The 14355-nt window shown below is 62.3% G+C and carries 16 protein-coding genes and 2 rRNA genes; 9 read left to right on the top strand and 9 right to left on the bottom strand.

The genetic code is table 11. The features are described from left to right. Nucleotides 1-22: 22 nt before the first annotated feature. The 3 genes from NATTI_RS0120820 to NATTI_RS0120830 all read left to right on the top strand — a co-directional run bounded on the left by NATTI_RS0120820 (nt 23) and on the right by NATTI_RS0120830 (nt 1804). Nucleotides 23-244, top strand: a complete 222-nt coding sequence (locus NATTI_RS0120820; RefSeq protein WP_006087886.1) for a hypothetical protein — start codon at nt 23-25, stop codon at nt 242-244. 88 nt (nt 245-332) lie between these two features. Next, nucleotides 333-1184, top strand: a complete 852-nt coding sequence (locus NATTI_RS0120825) for a triphosphoribosyl-dephospho-CoA synthase (protein WP_006087885.1) — start codon at nt 333-335, stop codon at nt 1182-1184. Next, nucleotides 1181-1804: a DUF447 domain-containing protein gene (locus tag NATTI_RS0120830; RefSeq protein WP_006087884.1), complete on the top strand. Its 624-nt coding sequence runs from the start codon at nt 1181-1183 to the stop codon at nt 1802-1804. Before NATTI_RS0120825 ends, NATTI_RS0120830 begins: the two co-directional genes overlap by 4 nt. A gap of 119 nt (nt 1805-1923) precedes the next feature. Here the strand turns inward: NATTI_RS0120830 and NATTI_RS0120835 are convergent, their stop codons facing one another. Then, a complete protein-coding gene (locus NATTI_RS0120835; protein ID WP_027119248.1) occupies nt 1924-2934 on the bottom strand; it encodes a hypothetical protein in 1011 nt (336 codons plus the stop codon). 554 nt (nt 2935-3488) lie between these two features. Here NATTI_RS0120835 and NATTI_RS0120845 point away from each other — a divergent pair. From NATTI_RS0120845 to NATTI_RS0120860, 4 genes are all read left to right on the top strand, one after another. Next, complete coding sequence (locus NATTI_RS0120845; RefSeq protein ID WP_006087882.1) at nt 3489-3683, top strand: 30S ribosomal protein S17e; 195 nt, start codon at nt 3489-3491, stop codon at nt 3681-3683. A 160-nt stretch (nt 3684-3843) separates the two neighbouring features. Next, a complete protein-coding gene (gene asd / locus NATTI_RS0120850; RefSeq protein WP_006087881.1) occupies nt 3844-4878 on the top strand; it encodes an aspartate-semialdehyde dehydrogenase in 1035 nt (344 codons plus the stop codon). Nucleotides 4879-4969: 91 nt separating this feature from the next. Beyond that, nucleotides 4970-5398: a DUF7344 domain-containing protein gene (locus NATTI_RS0120855; RefSeq protein ID WP_006087880.1), complete on the top strand. Its 429-nt coding sequence runs from the start codon at nt 4970-4972 to the stop codon at nt 5396-5398. Between the two features lie 23 nt (nt 5399-5421). Further along, nucleotides 5422-6219, top strand: a complete 798-nt coding sequence (locus NATTI_RS0120860) for a TrmB family transcriptional regulator (RefSeq protein ID WP_006087879.1) — start codon at nt 5422-5424, stop codon at nt 6217-6219. Between the two features lie 44 nt (nt 6220-6263). Here the strand turns inward: NATTI_RS0120860 and NATTI_RS0120865 are convergent, their stop codons facing one another. Together NATTI_RS0120865 and NATTI_RS0120870 are read right to left on the bottom strand one after the other, a co-directional pair. Continuing rightward, a complete protein-coding gene (locus NATTI_RS0120865) occupies nt 6264-6695 on the bottom strand; it encodes a universal stress protein (RefSeq protein ID WP_006087878.1) in 432 nt (143 codons plus the stop codon). 138 nt (nt 6696-6833) lie between these two features. Then, on the bottom strand, nt 6834-7805 hold the full coding sequence (locus NATTI_RS0120870; RefSeq protein WP_193787774.1) for a D-2-hydroxyacid dehydrogenase: 972 nt from the start codon (nt 7803-7805) through the stop codon (nt 6834-6836). 194 nt (nt 7806-7999) lie between these two features. On the opposite strand from NATTI_RS0120870, the gene NATTI_RS0120875 reads away from it, so the two are divergent. Continuing rightward, complete coding sequence (locus NATTI_RS0120875) at nt 8000-9391, top strand: NAD(P)/FAD-dependent oxidoreductase (protein ID WP_006087876.1); 1392 nt, start codon at nt 8000-8002, stop codon at nt 9389-9391. Between the two features lie 175 nt (nt 9392-9566). On the opposite strand, the gene NATTI_RS0120880 is transcribed toward NATTI_RS0120875, so the two are convergent. The 3 genes from NATTI_RS0120880 to NATTI_RS0120890 form a co-directional block, all read right to left on the bottom strand. After that, entirely contained in the window at nt 9567-9836 is a 270-nt protein-coding gene (locus NATTI_RS0120880; RefSeq protein ID WP_006087875.1) for a DUF7571 family protein, read from the bottom strand. A gap of 284 nt (nt 9837-10120) precedes the next feature. Continuing rightward, on the bottom strand, nt 10121-10420 hold the full coding sequence (locus NATTI_RS0120885) for a hypothetical protein (protein WP_006087874.1): 300 nt from the start codon (nt 10418-10420) through the stop codon (nt 10121-10123). 76 nt (nt 10421-10496) lie between these two features. After that, the gene (locus tag NATTI_RS0120890; RefSeq protein WP_006087873.1) at nt 10497-10688 is read right to left on the bottom strand and encodes a hypothetical protein; all 192 of its coding nucleotides are present in this window, start codon (nt 10686-10688) and stop codon (nt 10497-10499) included. Nucleotides 10689-10977: 289 nt separating this feature from the next. Between NATTI_RS0120890 and NATTI_RS27390 the strand changes: the two genes are divergently transcribed. Continuing rightward, nucleotides 10978-11106, top strand: a complete 129-nt coding sequence (locus NATTI_RS27390) for a hypothetical protein (protein WP_019992094.1) — start codon at nt 10978-10980, stop codon at nt 11104-11106. A 359-nt stretch (nt 11107-11465) separates the two neighbouring features. On the opposite strand, the gene NATTI_RS0120900 is transcribed toward NATTI_RS27390, so the two are convergent. The 3 genes from NATTI_RS0120900 to NATTI_RS26830 all read right to left on the bottom strand — a co-directional run. After that, complete coding sequence (locus NATTI_RS0120900) at nt 11466-11876, bottom strand: DUF7344 domain-containing protein (RefSeq protein ID WP_241434243.1); 411 nt, start codon at nt 11874-11876, stop codon at nt 11466-11468. A 196-nt stretch (nt 11877-12072) separates the two neighbouring features. Next, nucleotides 12073-12194, bottom strand: a 5S ribosomal RNA gene (gene rrf / locus NATTI_RS0120905). 165 nt (nt 12195-12359) lie between these two features. Beyond that, nucleotides 12360-14355: ribosomal RNA gene (locus NATTI_RS26830) — 23S ribosomal RNA — on the bottom strand; the annotation flags it as partial.

Here is a 14355-nt window from a genome sequence, read left to right on the forward strand (position 1 = left end):
ACAATCCGGACGTAGAATCAGTATGACGAATTCGGACGAATACGCAGGCGATATGCGGTGGGGTTGGACCTGTCCACGCTGTAACGCGGACGTCCCAGTCCACAGAGACGACGATTCGGAGACGTTTCGGTGGGAGTGTCCGGTCGACGACTGCCCGTCGGTCGGATTCGGCTTCACGTCGCGACGCCGGGCGCGGATCGCACTTCGAGAGTACCGCGAGGCGTATCGGAACATCTACCGCTGATCTCGCTCGACAGGTCGCCTCGAGCACCACACGCCGAACGGACGCCGGGATCCACAGCCATTAACCCGCCCGAATCGTAGCTATCGGTATGCGAACGCCGGCGCAGAACGCACATCTGGCACTCCTCCTCGAGGTCGCGGGGACGCCCAAACCGGGCAACGTCGACCGACATCGCGATCTCGAGGACCTGCGGTTCGAACACTTTCTCGCGGGCGCGGTGGGGGCTCAGCGGGGACTCGAGCAGGCTGCCAACGGCGGCGCGGTCGGTCCCGCGTTCGAGCGCAGCGTCGAAGGGATGGCCGCACAGGGCGGCGGTAACACCCAGTTCGGGGCGCTCCTGTTGCTCGTCCCGCTCGTTCGGGCCGCTGCTGATGACCTCTCCCAGCCCGTCGTCGAGGCAATTTGTGAGGATACCACCGTCGCGGACGCCGCCGGATTCTACCGCGCGTTCGACCACGTCGACGTTTTCGTCGGCGACCCGCCCGCGGAAATGGAACCCCTCGACGTGCGCCGCGGGAGCGACGCGGTGTCCGCTCTCGAGGAGCGCGGACTGACGCTGTTCGACGTGATGGGCCAGAGCGTCCCCGGGGACGACGTCGCCCGCGAGTGGGTTCGGGGATTCGAGCGCTCCTTTACCGCCGCCGAACGGCTCGTCGGGGCCGACGGCCCGCTGACGGAGCGCGCCGCGGCCGTCTTCCTCTCCCTGCTCGCCGAGCGCCCCGATACGCTCGTCGCGACCCGAAGCGGCGAGGCCGTCGCGCAGAAGGTGACCGAGCGCGCCAATGAACTGATCGAGCGAAACGCCCTCGAGACCGACCGGGAAACCGTCGAGCGCTTCGCCGACGAACTCGTCGAGCGAGGCGTCAACCCGGGGACGACGGCCGATATCACCGCAGCAGGGTTGTTCATCGCGCTCGAGCGCGGGGCGATCAGCGTATGAGCGGCGACGAACTGTCGCCGAACGGAGATCTCGATGCCGATCCGACCGCCGAGTGGCCCGTCTCCCTGTCGGGCGTGACCGAATCCGTCGTCGCGACGCTCGGTCCCAACGGCCTGTGGAACCTGGCCGCGCTCGGTCTCTTCGCCGCGGATTCCGGAGACGATTCGATTACCGCGCGAACGTGGGGCAACACCCGGACCCGACGCAACTTCCACCGTCAGAGCGAGGGCTACGTCCTGTTCGTCGACGACCCCGTCGTCTTCGCCGACGCCGCGCTCTCGATCGTCGAGCGCGAGGAGCCTGTCCTCAAGTCCGCACACGCGTGGGCGCGTGTCTCGGTCGAGCGAATCGACTCGGGGACCGACGACGGGACCGACTGGGAGCAGTGGGCGCTTCGCCCCGTCGAGTCCGCCGTCGAGACCGAGACGGTGCCGACGATCGACCGCGGCTTCGCGGCCGTCGTCGAGGCAACCGTCGCCGCCTCCCGCCTCGACGTCGCGGGCTACGACGAGGACGAACTGCGCGAGCGACTCGCGTACTTCGCTGCCGTCGTCGACCGCGCCGGGAGTCCGCGCGAACGCGAGGCGCTCGAGCGCGTTCGCGAGCACTCCGCGTGGTGAGGTAACCGGGTCGGTCGTCGACGTGCAACTCGGCGATCGACTACCGGACGACCGAGCAAAAAACAGCTATCGGTACTGCCGGTGGTTACGACCGACCACGGTCGCTTTGCTCGACGAGTTCAGGCCAGATCGCTCTCGGCGTCCCCGGCCACCTCGGGCGCCTCGTCGGTATCCGGCTGCTCCTCGTCGATCGGTTCGTTTCGCTCCGCCTTGTCGACGACCTCACGGAACTTCTCGGAGCGCTCCGAGATCGCATCCGCCGTCTCCTGGTCAGGAATCTGGTCTCGCTGCTCGATGAGGAAGGTCGTGATCACGACCGTCTTCACCCACGGCTTGACGATCCCGGTGTGGACGATTGCGACACCTCCCAGGACCAGCAGCCAGGAAAACGCCTCGAGCGTCGCCGGGAGAACGTCGAGTACAACCGAAACCGGTGCCAACAGCGTGAGGAGCACGAACGAGAGCGCGTACATACCGAGGACCATCACCAGCGTCGATCCGAGCACCATCTTCCAGGTCTTCCCGTACAGCACGATCCCGTCACGTGCCGACTCCCAGCGGTTTTCGTTCCGGTCCATGAACATGTACGCGATGATCGCGTTGTCGAGGTATCGCACCGCCAGCACGACCGATTTCTGGAGCACCGAAATCAGCGTCTGCAACTGATTCGGGATCGGGATCGGAATCATGTCCTGGATTCGTGCGACAGCTCGGTTGAACTGCTCGAGCACGGCGTCGATCAGTTCGTTGACCACGAACAGCCCCGACGCGGAGACGAAGTACTCCTTGACCTGGTTCATCCCGTAACTGATCTGATTCTCCGGTGCCTCACCTTCCTCGACGATGTGTGCGATGACGGCGACGTGGCCTGTTTTGACCAGATACAGGACGTAGCGTTGTACCAGCCGCCACACGCCCGCGAATATGACGACACTGACGACCATGACGGCGGCGACGATGAGTAGACTCCACCCACCGTCACCCGCGAGAAACCTGATCGCCAGCCACCCCACGAGCCCGAGATAGACCACGCCGATTATTGCAAACAGTACGCCGATGGCAAACTGCAACAACACGTACGGGAGCGTTTTTCTGTATACGCTCGTTGCCTCTCTGAAATGTAATACCATCGAGACTAACTCGAGGTTATACTAATTTAAAGTTACCGATAGTAACTATGTTCATGTTATGCGAACGGTGAGATAGATCCGTCCGTTAATTCCAAGTACGAACAAACCGACAGTCACGTCGACTGATCTACAGGGGCCGGCCGTGTACGTTCGAGCGTTTCGCGACCGGTTGCGAAACGCGAACTGCCGCTCCCGTCCCGGAAGAAACGCAGTGAACTACCCCACCCTACTCGCTCACGGCTTGCGCCGTTCGCTCCTTGAGGAAGGGGATGTAGCGCCTAATTCCAGTTAATCGAATTTCCTGTAATATATTCATCTAAGTCTCGACCGGATGCAGAAATTGAAACACGTCCTCTGATTTGGCTTCCAAATTATTGTGAAGGTAAAATAATGCGTCTTCGTACGCCTTCTGTTCTTCATCGATATCGCTCATAGAGATCTGTTTGACTGAGATGACAATAATACAGCGGTGGTCCACAATTTGATCCTAACGTCTATACTGCAGCATCAGCGGAAATGGTGCGTTATAAGAGTCTCTAGAAAGAATCCCCTCTATGGCAATCAAACCGGCCTATGTCAAGAAGACCGGGAACCTCCTCCTGGAGCGCTACCCGGAGGCGTTCACGACCGACTTCGAACAGAACAAAGACAGCGTCACGAAGCTCACCAACGTCGAGTCCAAGGGTGTCCGCAACCGCATCGCCGGCTACGTCACCCGGAAGAAAAGCGCCCAGACGGCCACCGCGTAAGCTCGCTTTTGTCCTCGAGTTCCTATCGTCGTGAGCGACGGCACTGGTGACCGACACGATCGAATCGTAGCCGACACGACGGGGTGTTCGTCTCTCGCTGACAGTTGCTGTGCGACGGAAACCCAAACGGTTTTGCGCACACAACTCGGAGTCCGGGAAAATGGCAGTACGAGTTGGCCTCCTCGGTGCGACCGGTGCCGTCGGACAGCGACTGATTCAGCTTCTCGACCCCCACCCGGAGTTCGAGATTGCCGCATTGACCGCGAGTGAATCCAGCGCCGGGAAGAGCTACCGGCAGGCCGCGAAGTGGCGCGTCGATAGCCCCATTCCGACGGACGTCGCGGAGATGACCGTCGTCGAAACCGACCCCAACGAGGTGCCGGACGACGTCGACCTCATCTTCTCGTCGCTCCCCTCGAGCATCGGGGCCGAGGTCGAGCCCGGCTTCTGTGAGGCCGGTTACGTCGTCTCGTCGAACTCCTCGAACGGCCGGATGGACGACGATATCCCGCTGGTCGTCCCCGAAGTCAACGCCGATCACCTCGACCTGCTCGAGGTCCAGCGCGACGAGCGCGGCTGGGACGGCGCGATGGTGAAAAATCCCAACTGCTCGACGATTACCTTCGTCCCCACGCTCGCCGCGCTGGCCGAGTTCGGCTTAGAGAAGGTTCACGTCGCGACTCTCCAGGCCGTCTCCGGCGCGGGCTACGATGGCGTCAGCTCGATGGAGATCATCGACAACGCCATCCCCCACATCGGCAGCGAGGAGGACAAACTCGAGACGGAGTCCAGAAAGCTCCTCGGCAGCTTCGACGGCGCCGAACTGAGTCACAACGAGATGGAGGTCGCAGCCTCGTGTAACCGCATTCCGACGATCGACGGCCACCTCGAGAACGTCTGGGTCGAGACTGAAGACGACCTGACCCCCGACGCGGCCGCCGAAGCGATGCGTGAGTACCCGTCGCTCGACCTTCGCTCCTCCCCCGACCCGCTCATCCACGTCTTCGAGGAGCCCGACCGTCCACAGCCGCGGATGGACCGCTCGCTCGGCGACGGCATGGCCATCGCCGCGGGCGGACTCCGTGAGTCCGCCTTCGGACTGCAGTACAACTGTCTCGCCCACAACACCATCCGCGGTGCCGCCGGCGCGAGCGTGCTGAACGGCGAACTGCTGCTCGAGAACGGCTACCTCTAAGCCGTTTTCACTCAGTTATTAGTAATTTCTTCGCGATCGCTCCTGTGTGGTTTGGCAGGGCGAACAAGTACGGATGGGCCCAACGGAGCGTATGCTTCCCGTGATCTCCGATCCAGAATCCCTGACACCAGGTTCCGCGACCCGGTCGACGGGATCCGCCGAGAAGACTGAGCGAGCGTTCGATCTGCTCGCCGATTGGCGTCGTCGGGCCGTCCTCGAGTATCTCGACGACCACGACGGGCCGGTCTCGCTCTCCGACCTGGCGGACCACGTCACCCTCGAGGAACAGGGTCAGACCCGCGGTACGGTCGCGGGCTGTGGCGACGCGTTACTCGGGACGCGACGACGCGTTCGGATCTCGCTTCGCCACCACCACGTGCCGAAGCTCGCGGCGGCCGACGCCGTCGAGTTCGACCTCGAGGCGAACGCCGTCTCCGTTCGAGAAACGGGTGCCGATCTGCTCGCTCGACTGGAGGCGACCGCCGAGGAGCGTGGCGGCTGCAAGCACCACGTCCAGTAGTTAGCCGAAAAACACACGGAACGATGCCTACTGAGGAGCAGGCGGTACAGCTCCTGGTCGAACTGGGGCTCACCGAATACGAAGCTCGCTGTTTCGTCGCGCTTTCGCGCGTCTCGACGGCGACGGCATCGGAGATCGCCACCCTTTCGGACGTGCCGCGCTCGCGGGTCTACGACGCGGTCGACCGGTTGCACCGGCGAGGGTTAGTCGACATCCAGCAGTCCGAGCCGCGCGAGTACAGAGCGATTTCGAAGGCTGCCGCGCTCGAGTCCCTCAAAGAACGGTACGATACGACGCTCGAGGCGACCGACGACGCCCTCTCGAAACTCCGCTGTTCGAACGACGGAGACGACTTGGAGGAGAGCGGAGTGTGGGCGATCGCCGACCACGATCGCGTCACCGATCAAGTCGGTCGCTTCCTCGAGGAAGCGACCGACGAGGTCTACGCGCTTCTCGCCGATGAGAGCGCGCTCGATCGACAGTTTCTCGGGAAACTCGCCGCAGCGAGCGAACGCGGTGTCGACACGCGGGTCGAAGTCCCTTCCGAGGAGATCAAAGCACGAGTGCTGGACGTCACACCGGAGACCACCGTCACGGTCACGGACCTCGCAGACGACCCGGCTTCGCTGAACGTCAAACGCCTCGGTCGAATCGTCATGGTCGATCGCCGATCCGTCCTGCTCGCTGCGGTCGCAGACCGAACCCGTCCGGGACAGGTCGAAGAGATGGCGATCTGGGCCAGCGGACCGGACCACGGGCTGGTCGTCGGCCTTCGACACGTTCTCGGGGCGCGAATCGACTCACAGGATGTCTTCGTCTGAAGCGATCCCCATCCCTCGGGTCCGATCCGGCACTCACCGCGAACTCAGGCGTCCGTCTGCGGCAGTGCGACGACCGGAACGGACGCTTCCTTGACCATCCGCCGTGCAACGTCGCCGGTGAGGAGTTCCGCCAGCCGATTCCCCTCTCGAGCCGTGAAGACGACAGCATCGGCGTCTCGGTCCTCCGCTTCGGCGAAGATTCGCTCGACGACATCGGTACCGTAGAGCACGTCCGTCTCGACCGTCGCATCGGTCGTCTCGAGCGTCCGTCGGATCCGCTCGAAAATTTCGTCGGCGTACTCCTCCCGCTGTTCCATGGGTGCCTTGTCGATCCCGCCGCCCGACTTTTCGATCACGTTGACCGCGATGACCGCACTGCTCGAGGTCAGATGCGGGGCGAGCGCCGCAGCCGTCTGCTCGCCGTCGTCCGGATCCGCCGCCGGGACGACGACCGTACCGTCGAAGGTGAGCGTCATCGGGACGCCTCCGTACGCTCGGTCCCTCGTTCACGGCTGCTCGTCGCATCGAAGCGTGGGGTCGGTGACAGCGTCATACCCGAGATTCGAGCCGGCCACTGAAAAAACTGCAGTCGAAGGAGTCGGCCGGTAGCCGGCTCAGGGACGCACCTGATTCCGGAGCTCCGCCTCCGAGTCCTCGCCGAATCGCCGGGCGTTTTCGGCGACGATATCGGCGAGTCGCTCGTAGTACTCGGGGGTGTGGCCCGCGTTGTGGGGCGTGATCTGGACGTTCTCGAGCGTCCACAGCGGATGTTCCTCTGGGAGCGGTTCGGGATCAGTGACGTCCAGCGAGGCGCCGCGGATCCAACTCGAGCGCAGCGCCGCCACGAGCGCGTCGGTGTCGACGACCGGGCCGCGGGCGACGTTGACGAGCACCGCGTCGGGATCCATCGTCACGAACTCGTCGTGGCCGATCAGCCCGCGAGTGGTCTCGGTGAGCGGACACGCGAGCACGAGGTAGTCCGTCCGCGCGAGCGCGTCGTCGAACCCGTCGTCGTCGAAGCCGATCACCTCGTCCGTCGGCCCACCCTTTTCGGGCGAGTACCGAACCCCGATCGTCTCGACGCCGAACGGCTCGAGTCGTTCCGCGACGGCCTCCCCGATCGCGCCGAGTCCCACGATCGTTACCGTCGATCCCTGCAACTCGAAGGCCTGATAGTGGCGCCACTCCCGTCGATCCTGTCGGCGCGCGCCCACATGGAACCGGCGCGTGTACCGGAGGATCGCCCCGAGGACGTGTTCGCCGATGTTGGGACCGTGCACGCCGGAGGCGTTCGTGACCGCCACACCGCGTTCTTCGAGTTGCTCGAGCGGGAGGTGGCCCGTCCCCGCGTAGGCACAGGCGAAGACCTCGAGGTTTTCGGCGGCCTCGAGGAGGTCCTCGTCGAGGGTCATCCCGGTGACGAACCGGGCGGTTTCGATCGCTTCGCGCTCCTCGGTGGGCGTCCGCGCGAGTTCGACCGTCTGCTTCGGGAGTCGCTCGCGGATCGCGGCGGCGTACTGTTCGACCGGCATACCGTGGGTTCCCGTCCGAAGAACGAGGACGTCTGCTGCGTCGCGAGTACTCATGTCCGTGGCGTCGGTCGGTGCGATCAAAAGCGTTCGTCTCCCGGAACGAGTCTCGAGGGGCCACTGCGGGTGACACAGGCCGGATACACGGATCGCCGACCCGCACCGAACGGCCGATCGTCACCCCTCGACATCGGTTCCCCCATCGGGACGTTCAGGCAATTTAATAATGGGCCGTTGAGTTCCAACGGAGTATGGAACGCGTAGACGTCGCGATCGTCGGTGGCGGCCCCGCTGGGGCATCCGCGGCCGAACGGGCCGCGGCACACGGTGCCGAGACCGTCCTCTTCGAGCAGGGCGTCCCACGGGAGGACCGCGACGACATCGGTCCGGACTCGACCGACGCCGCCGGCATGCTCGATTACTGGATCGACATCATGGATATCGACTACCGGGAGATTCCCGACGAGGTCATTCACCGTGAGCTCGAGGCGACCGAGTTCGTCGGTCCCAACAGCCGCGTCGAACTACGGACGACCGGGATGGAAGCCAGCTACCCGAAGTTCGGCTACACTTTCCACCGCGCACGGATGGACGACTGGCTCCACGAGCGCGCCGAAGACGCCGGGGCCGACCTTCGTGTCGGGACGGGTGTCAAAGACCTCGAGACCGACCTGCGCGCCGACAGCGCGAAGGGACCCATCCACACGCTGACCCTCTCCGACGGCGACCAGCTCGAAGCCCAGTACGTCGTCCTCGCCGACGGCCCGCAGCGACGGATCACCCTCGACGCGCTGGACCAGTTTACAGCACCCGGCCGCAGCGTCTCGGACCACCTCTCGCCGCCGAAAGCCAACCACATCGCCTACCAGGAGTATCGGGAGTTCCCACCCGAGCTGTTCGAAGAGTTCGAAGACACCCTCAAGTTCTGGTGGGGCTACATGCCCGGCGAGACCGCCTACCCGTGGGTGTTCCCCAACGACGGCACGGTCGCTCGCGTCGGCCTGACGATGCCGATCGGGATGGAACTCGAGGACGTGACGAACCCGGGCGCGTACAAACTCCTGCGACCGGACGACGACCGATTGCCCTCCGGGTCGGAGTACATCCGCCGCCTGCTCGAACAGGAGTACGGCGACGAGTACGATATCGAGGAGGATATCCCGATCGTCGAGGACCGTGGGAAGTCGAAGGGAACCGAAACGTATCCCATCTCCTCGACGCGACCGATCGAGTCGCCCGTCGGCGCGAACATCGCCGTCGCCGGCGGCGCGATGGGGACGACCTCGGCCTTCCACGAGGGCGGCTACCACGTCGCCGTCCGAACGGGGAAGATCGCCGGCCGACTGGCCGGGACGGACTCGCTCGAGAGCTACAACGACGTCTGGAAGCGCGCCATCGGCGACGAGATCCTCCGGAACGTCGCCTTCGCGGACATCGTCAAAGACTACGAGCCCGACGACTGGGACTGGGCGTTCGATACCATCACCGACATGCAGCAGGGGGCCTCCGGCGGGAACCTGATCAGACGGAGCTACTCGGCCGGTCTCGGTGCCTCGAAGATCATGCTCGCCTACAAGCGACGGAAGTACACCCATCGCAACGGCGGCTACGTCCAGTTGAAAGAAGACGAGTACTTCTACTGATTCGGTTTCCGACTCGAAATCGCTCAGGACGTGCGCGAACTCGCCGGCCCGGTTCTTTCGCCGAGTGATTTTTCGCGACTGCGTCCGAACCGCCGGTTCTAACTGTCGACATTGACAGCGCTAATCGCGAGAAAGAGCGACGGAATCAATGAGGACGGACGGACGGACGGTCCGTTCAGGTGGACGCGGTGTCGAGATTCCAGCCGGGATCCTGCCCCGTCCGTTCGATGTGATCAGCTCGGCACGCCGGACAGTAGTCGGGTGTGGCAGTGTCGCCCCGAGGGACGTAGACCGCACCGCTACACCCCACACACGAATCAGAAACGATAGTCGTGCAGTCGGCGCAGATGTTGAAGTCGTCGACCGTGAGTCCGCGCAGGGGTTCGAGTTGTTTATCCAAGATGTACTCGTCGATGACCGCCTGACAGTGTTGGCACGGTTTCATACCGGTACACTCGGTACCATGTCACAGTACTACAAAGGTTTGACGACCCGATACAAATCTGCCGACACCGTTGGGCGACCGTACACACGCGCTGTGCGAACCGATTCGAACCCTCTATCCGAGGTGTAGGGATCTGTACCGACGACCGACCGTGGTGTAAGCGGTCATTCTTTTCCACTCGAGTCAGAGCGCAAACCTATGCACGCTCCGTCCGATGGCCCGGCCGGCCGAAACGATGAGTTAGCAGCGACTCGAGCGGACGGCGCCAGCCACGCGCGAGACGGTCAGGGGTAACTCACCGATCCCGACGTCCCGTCGGCCTGGACAGCCCGCACGAGCCGAGCGACCACAGCGACCACGACACACACGAACACCGCAGTCGCTGGCCGCTCGTCACCGGACTCAGGGCCAGTGGGCTCTACGGCGGCGTCGCGATCGACCTGCTGGGAGCCGCGGCCGGCGTCGCACGGCCGCTGCTCGGCATCGCCGTAGTGTTCTGGCGGGGACTGCGGGCCCACTACGGGCCGAATCCGGACATCTCCGTCCGCGACCGTCTCGCTGTACCGGCACTTCGTCGACCTCATCTGGGTGTTCCTCGTGATCGTCCTCTGCGTCGGAGGCACGCTCTAAAGAGTCACTGAACGGAACGCTACCGCGAACTCACGGCAGGTCGTCGCCCGCGTCGAGATCCTCCTCGAGCACGCGAAGTGGCGGATCGGAACAGTCACAAAACGCCGACTGGCCGAGCGGCTTGCGCTGACCGTCGGGCCAGATCTGAACGATCCCGATCTCGCCGCAGCACTCGCACTTCGCCGCGGCCCGTCGTTTCTCATCCTCGTCGTACTCTCCCACGTGACTCACCTCGAGCGAATGCGTCGTACCAGCGCCAATGGCTAAAACCCCCGGTGGGAATCGCGGTCGGTGAGGTCATCGTCATTCGAGGCTACCAGTGGGGGTTGGGAGACGTCGTATCCCAAGGATAATGTGACGACTCGAGACGAGGTCGCGATCCCAGGTGACGAAGACATGACGATGTAGCTAACCGACGACGACGTTATTCACGCGCGTCCGAACCGTCGTCTACGACACCGGCCTCTGCGATGCGGTCTGTACGGAGTTCTGTGGGGCCGGCCACTCGCGAATGAACGCGGATGTCGTCGAACCCGTGGTGTACGACGAATGGCTCGAAGACAACGAAGGCGAACGAGCGACTGTACCGGACCCGAGCGAGAGTGACGGCCAGCGGTCGGTCGGCGCTACCGAGCACTGAAAGGGTTAAACCGCGGACGCACCTAGTTCAGGTGCGTGCCTTCAGTCCCCGTCCGAGCAAACCCATTCGGGTGCGATGACAGCACGGCGAACCCGGGCACGCGACAGTGATTCGGTGGGCCTCGCCCACCCGACCGAGGAGCGCGAAGCTCTTCCGCCCGGCACGAGGGTTAGCCAGCCGACGCGGCATGCCGCCACGGGATGAGGCTGGACGTTAGTGTTCCGGGTGACACCGTTTCGATACGATAGAGCAAAGCGCCAGCGTTTGGACTATCGATCGAGCAAACGGTGCGTTCCGTCTCTAACCGAATAGCCGCGAGCGACAGCCCCACACGGAACGACTCGCCGGCGAGAATACAGTCAATGATCCGCGTTCGAGGGCTGCGTGAGCGGCTCGCTGTACAGGAACGATTCCATGGAAGTGCCGGTCACTTCGACCTCTTCTTCCGCCGCTCTCGCGCGGCCGATCGTCATCCGGATCTCGTCGAACCCGTCGTCGACGATCACGTCGCCGGTTCGGCCGTCGTACTCGACGAGTCCGTGATCCTCGAGTTTCGGAAGATGACTGTGGATCAGCGATGTCGTCACTGATTGTTTTTGCTCTTCCGTGATCGCATCGACAGTATCATCCTGCGCCCAAGCGGCGATTTGCAAGGAAAGAGATTCGATATTCGCGTGATCGTTGTCCAGAAAGTAGTACAGAACATATCGACGGCGGGGTTCGGATAGCATCCCATAGATCGTATCCAGGGAAAGATTTGACAGCGTCATACTGCGTTCTTTTTGCCACACCAGAATAAGCCCCGCTCCAAAAGTATTTGGTACAGGTAAATCAGTTGTTACGCGTTCGCGTCGGCTAGAGTAGTCACGTATTTTTCCAGCCCCGAAATGCAAAAAACCCACAAAGCCAGCGCTGTGGCTCTGTGGGTGATGTGCGTGGCGATCCCGAGGGATCGCCGAGTATGAGTGAAGGCGGCGAATCACATTTCCCAGAGGCTCGCGCACTCCAGTACTCCGCGATACGCAGGTGAGCTTATCTTCCGTGTTCGGGATGGGTACGGGAGGTACCTCACCGCTCTGGCCGCCGTAACGCCGATTCGCGGACTCGAACCGCGATACAACGGAAGACGATGTCTTCCGAGCCTTGGACTTCCGTCCAAGATACCGTAATCGGTGGTCATGACCGTAATGTATGTGTAGTCCAGTTTGCGTCCGGACCCGTTCTCCGCGTCACGGATCCAATGCGATGTTGTATGACTATGTGGCTTGGCCGATTAGTGCTCGCGGGCTCAACGCCTCGTTGCCTTGGCGCGTACACCCCGAGTCTATCGAACTCGTCTTCTACGAGTGGCCTCAGTGGTATCTCTTTTTCAAGTGGGTTTCGAGCTTAGATGCGTTCAGCTCTTACCCCGTGGTGCGTGGCTGCCCAGCACGTGCCTTCTCAGACAACTGGTACACCAGTGGCACCCATTCGTAGTTCCTCTCGTACTATACGAACGTTCTCGTCAGATACCGTAACACCCCCAATAGATAGCAGCCGACCTGTCTCACGACGGTCTAAACCCAGCTCACGACCTCCTTTAATAGGCGAACAACCTCACCCTTGCCCGCTTCTGCACGGGCAGGATGGAGGGAACCGACATCGAGGTAGCAAGCCACCCGGTCGATATGTGCTCTTGCGGGTGACGACTCTGTTATCCCTAAGGTAGCTTTTCTGTCAGCAATTGGCCGCATCAAGCAGCCTAATTGGTTCGCTAGACCACGCTTTCGCGTCAGCGTCCGTCGTTGTGCCGGACACTGTCAGACTTCCTTATGCTCTTGCGCTCTTTCTCGGGTCTCCGACCCGAGTGAGGAAATCTTGGGGCGCGCTCGATATCTTTTCAAGCGCGTACCGCCCCAGTCAAACTGCCCGGCTACCAGTGTCCTCCGCCAGGAGTGAGAGTCGCAGTCACCATCGGGTAGTATTTCAATGATGCCTCGGTGGCCCGCTAGCGCGGGTACCTGTGTAACGGCTCCTACCTATGCTGCACAATGGCGACCACGTCTCAGTGACAGCCTGCAGTAAAGCTCTATAGGGTCTTCGCTTCCCCTTGGGGGTCTCCAGACTCCGCACTGGAACGTACAGTTCACCGGGCCCAACGTTGGGACAGTGGCGCTCTCGTTGATCCATTCATGCAAGCCGCTACTAAAGCGGCAAGGTACTACGCTACCTTAAGAGGGTCATAGTTACCCCCGCCGTTAACGGGTCCTTCGTCCCCTTGTAAGGGGTGTTCAGATACCCGCACTGGGCAGGATTCAGTGACCGTACGAGTCCTTACGGATTTGCGGTCACCTATGTTGTTACTAGACAGTCGGAGCGCCCGAGTCACTGCGACCTGCCTCTTCGCGAGGCAGGCATCCCTTATTGCGAACGTACGGGACTAACTTGCCGAATTCCCTAACGTCGGTTGCTCCCGACAGACCTTGGCTTTCGCCGCCATGAGTACCTGTGTCGGATCTCGGTACGGACTGTGTGCTTGCCTTTTCACGGGCTCTAGGTTGGCCTCTCTTTCGCTATCCAGCCATTCGTTCGCTTCGTGCCATTACGGCTTCCACGAATTTCGACTGTTCGACTGGGCGAAAGCCCAGCAGAGGCGGCCCCAAAGCGTCGGCTTTGGATGCACACTGGCGTAGGAATATTAACCTACTTCCCTGTTGTCAGCTTCGACTTACGGGCTGACTTAGGACCGGCTAACCCTCAGCTGATCAGCATTGCTGAGGAACCCTTACTCATTCGGCCGTCGAGGTTCTCACCCGACTAACGCTGCTACTTTGACCAGGATTTTCGTTACTGAACGGTCCACACGACCTCTCGGCCGTGCTTCCGCCCGAACAGAACGCCAACCTACGGAATCACCTTTTGACAGGTGCCGCTAGGTCTCGGTGGTGGACTTGAGCCCCGATCATTTTAAGCGCGCCGAACCTCGGCCGGTAAGCTGTTACGCTTTTCTTAGAGGGTAGCTGCTTCTAAGCTCACCTCCCGGCTGTCTAGGGCTCGGCACCACTTTCGATCGCACTTAGTCCACACTTGGGGACCTTAACCCAGCTCTGGGTTGTCTCCCTCACGGTACACAGGCTTACCCCGCGCACCGGACTCCCTGCGTCAAACGGCGTTTGTAGGTTCGGAGTTGGACAGGGGGGCACACTCCTCTCGGAGTGCGCTCCCCCAATCCGTCGCTCTACCCCACAAACTACCTCGGCAGAGGTCATG

The organism is Natronorubrum tibetense GA33, assembly GCF_000383975.1.
Taxonomy (GTDB): Archaea; Halobacteriota; Halobacteria; order Halobacteriales; family Natrialbaceae; genus Natronorubrum; species Natronorubrum tibetense.

Coding starts and splice junctions, on each gene's coding strand:
- NATTI_RS0120820 (WP_006087886.1), top strand. CDS start 23: ATGACGAATTCGGACGAATACGCAGGCGATATGCGGTGGGGTTGGACC.
- NATTI_RS0120825 (WP_006087885.1), top strand. CDS start 333: ATGCGAACGCCGGCGCAGAACGCACATCTGGCACTCCTCCTCGAGGTC.
- NATTI_RS0120830 (WP_006087884.1), top strand. CDS start 1,181: ATGAGCGGCGACGAACTGTCGCCGAACGGAGATCTCGATGCCGATCCG.
- NATTI_RS0120835 (WP_027119248.1), bottom strand. CDS start 2,934: ATGGTATTACATTTCAGAGAGGCAACGAGCGTATACAGAAAAACGCTC.
- NATTI_RS0120845 (WP_006087882.1), top strand. CDS start 3,489: ATGGCAATCAAACCGGCCTATGTCAAGAAGACCGGGAACCTCCTCCTG.
- asd (WP_006087881.1), top strand. CDS start 3,844: ATGGCAGTACGAGTTGGCCTCCTCGGTGCGACCGGTGCCGTCGGACAG.
- NATTI_RS0120855 (WP_006087880.1), top strand. CDS start 4,970: ATGCTTCCCGTGATCTCCGATCCAGAATCCCTGACACCAGGTTCCGCG.
- NATTI_RS0120860 (WP_006087879.1), top strand. CDS start 5,422: ATGCCTACTGAGGAGCAGGCGGTACAGCTCCTGGTCGAACTGGGGCTC.
- NATTI_RS0120865 (WP_006087878.1), bottom strand. CDS start 6,695: ATGACGCTCACCTTCGACGGTACGGTCGTCGTCCCGGCGGCGGATCCG.
- NATTI_RS0120870 (WP_193787774.1), bottom strand. CDS start 7,805: ATGAGTACTCGCGACGCAGCAGACGTCCTCGTTCTTCGGACGGGAACC.
- NATTI_RS0120875 (WP_006087876.1), top strand. CDS start 8,000: ATGGAACGCGTAGACGTCGCGATCGTCGGTGGCGGCCCCGCTGGGGCA.
- NATTI_RS0120880 (WP_006087875.1), bottom strand. CDS start 9,836: ATGAAACCGTGCCAACACTGTCAGGCGGTCATCGACGAGTACATCTTG.
- NATTI_RS0120885 (WP_006087874.1), bottom strand. CDS start 10,420: ATGAGGTCGACGAAGTGCCGGTACAGCGAGACGGTCGCGGACGGAGAT.
- NATTI_RS27390 (WP_019992094.1), top strand. CDS start 10,978: ATGAACGCGGATGTCGTCGAACCCGTGGTGTACGACGAATGGCTCGAA.
- NATTI_RS0120900 (WP_241434243.1), bottom strand. CDS start 11,876: ATGACGCTGTCAAATCTTTCCCTGGATACGATCTATGGGATGCTATCC.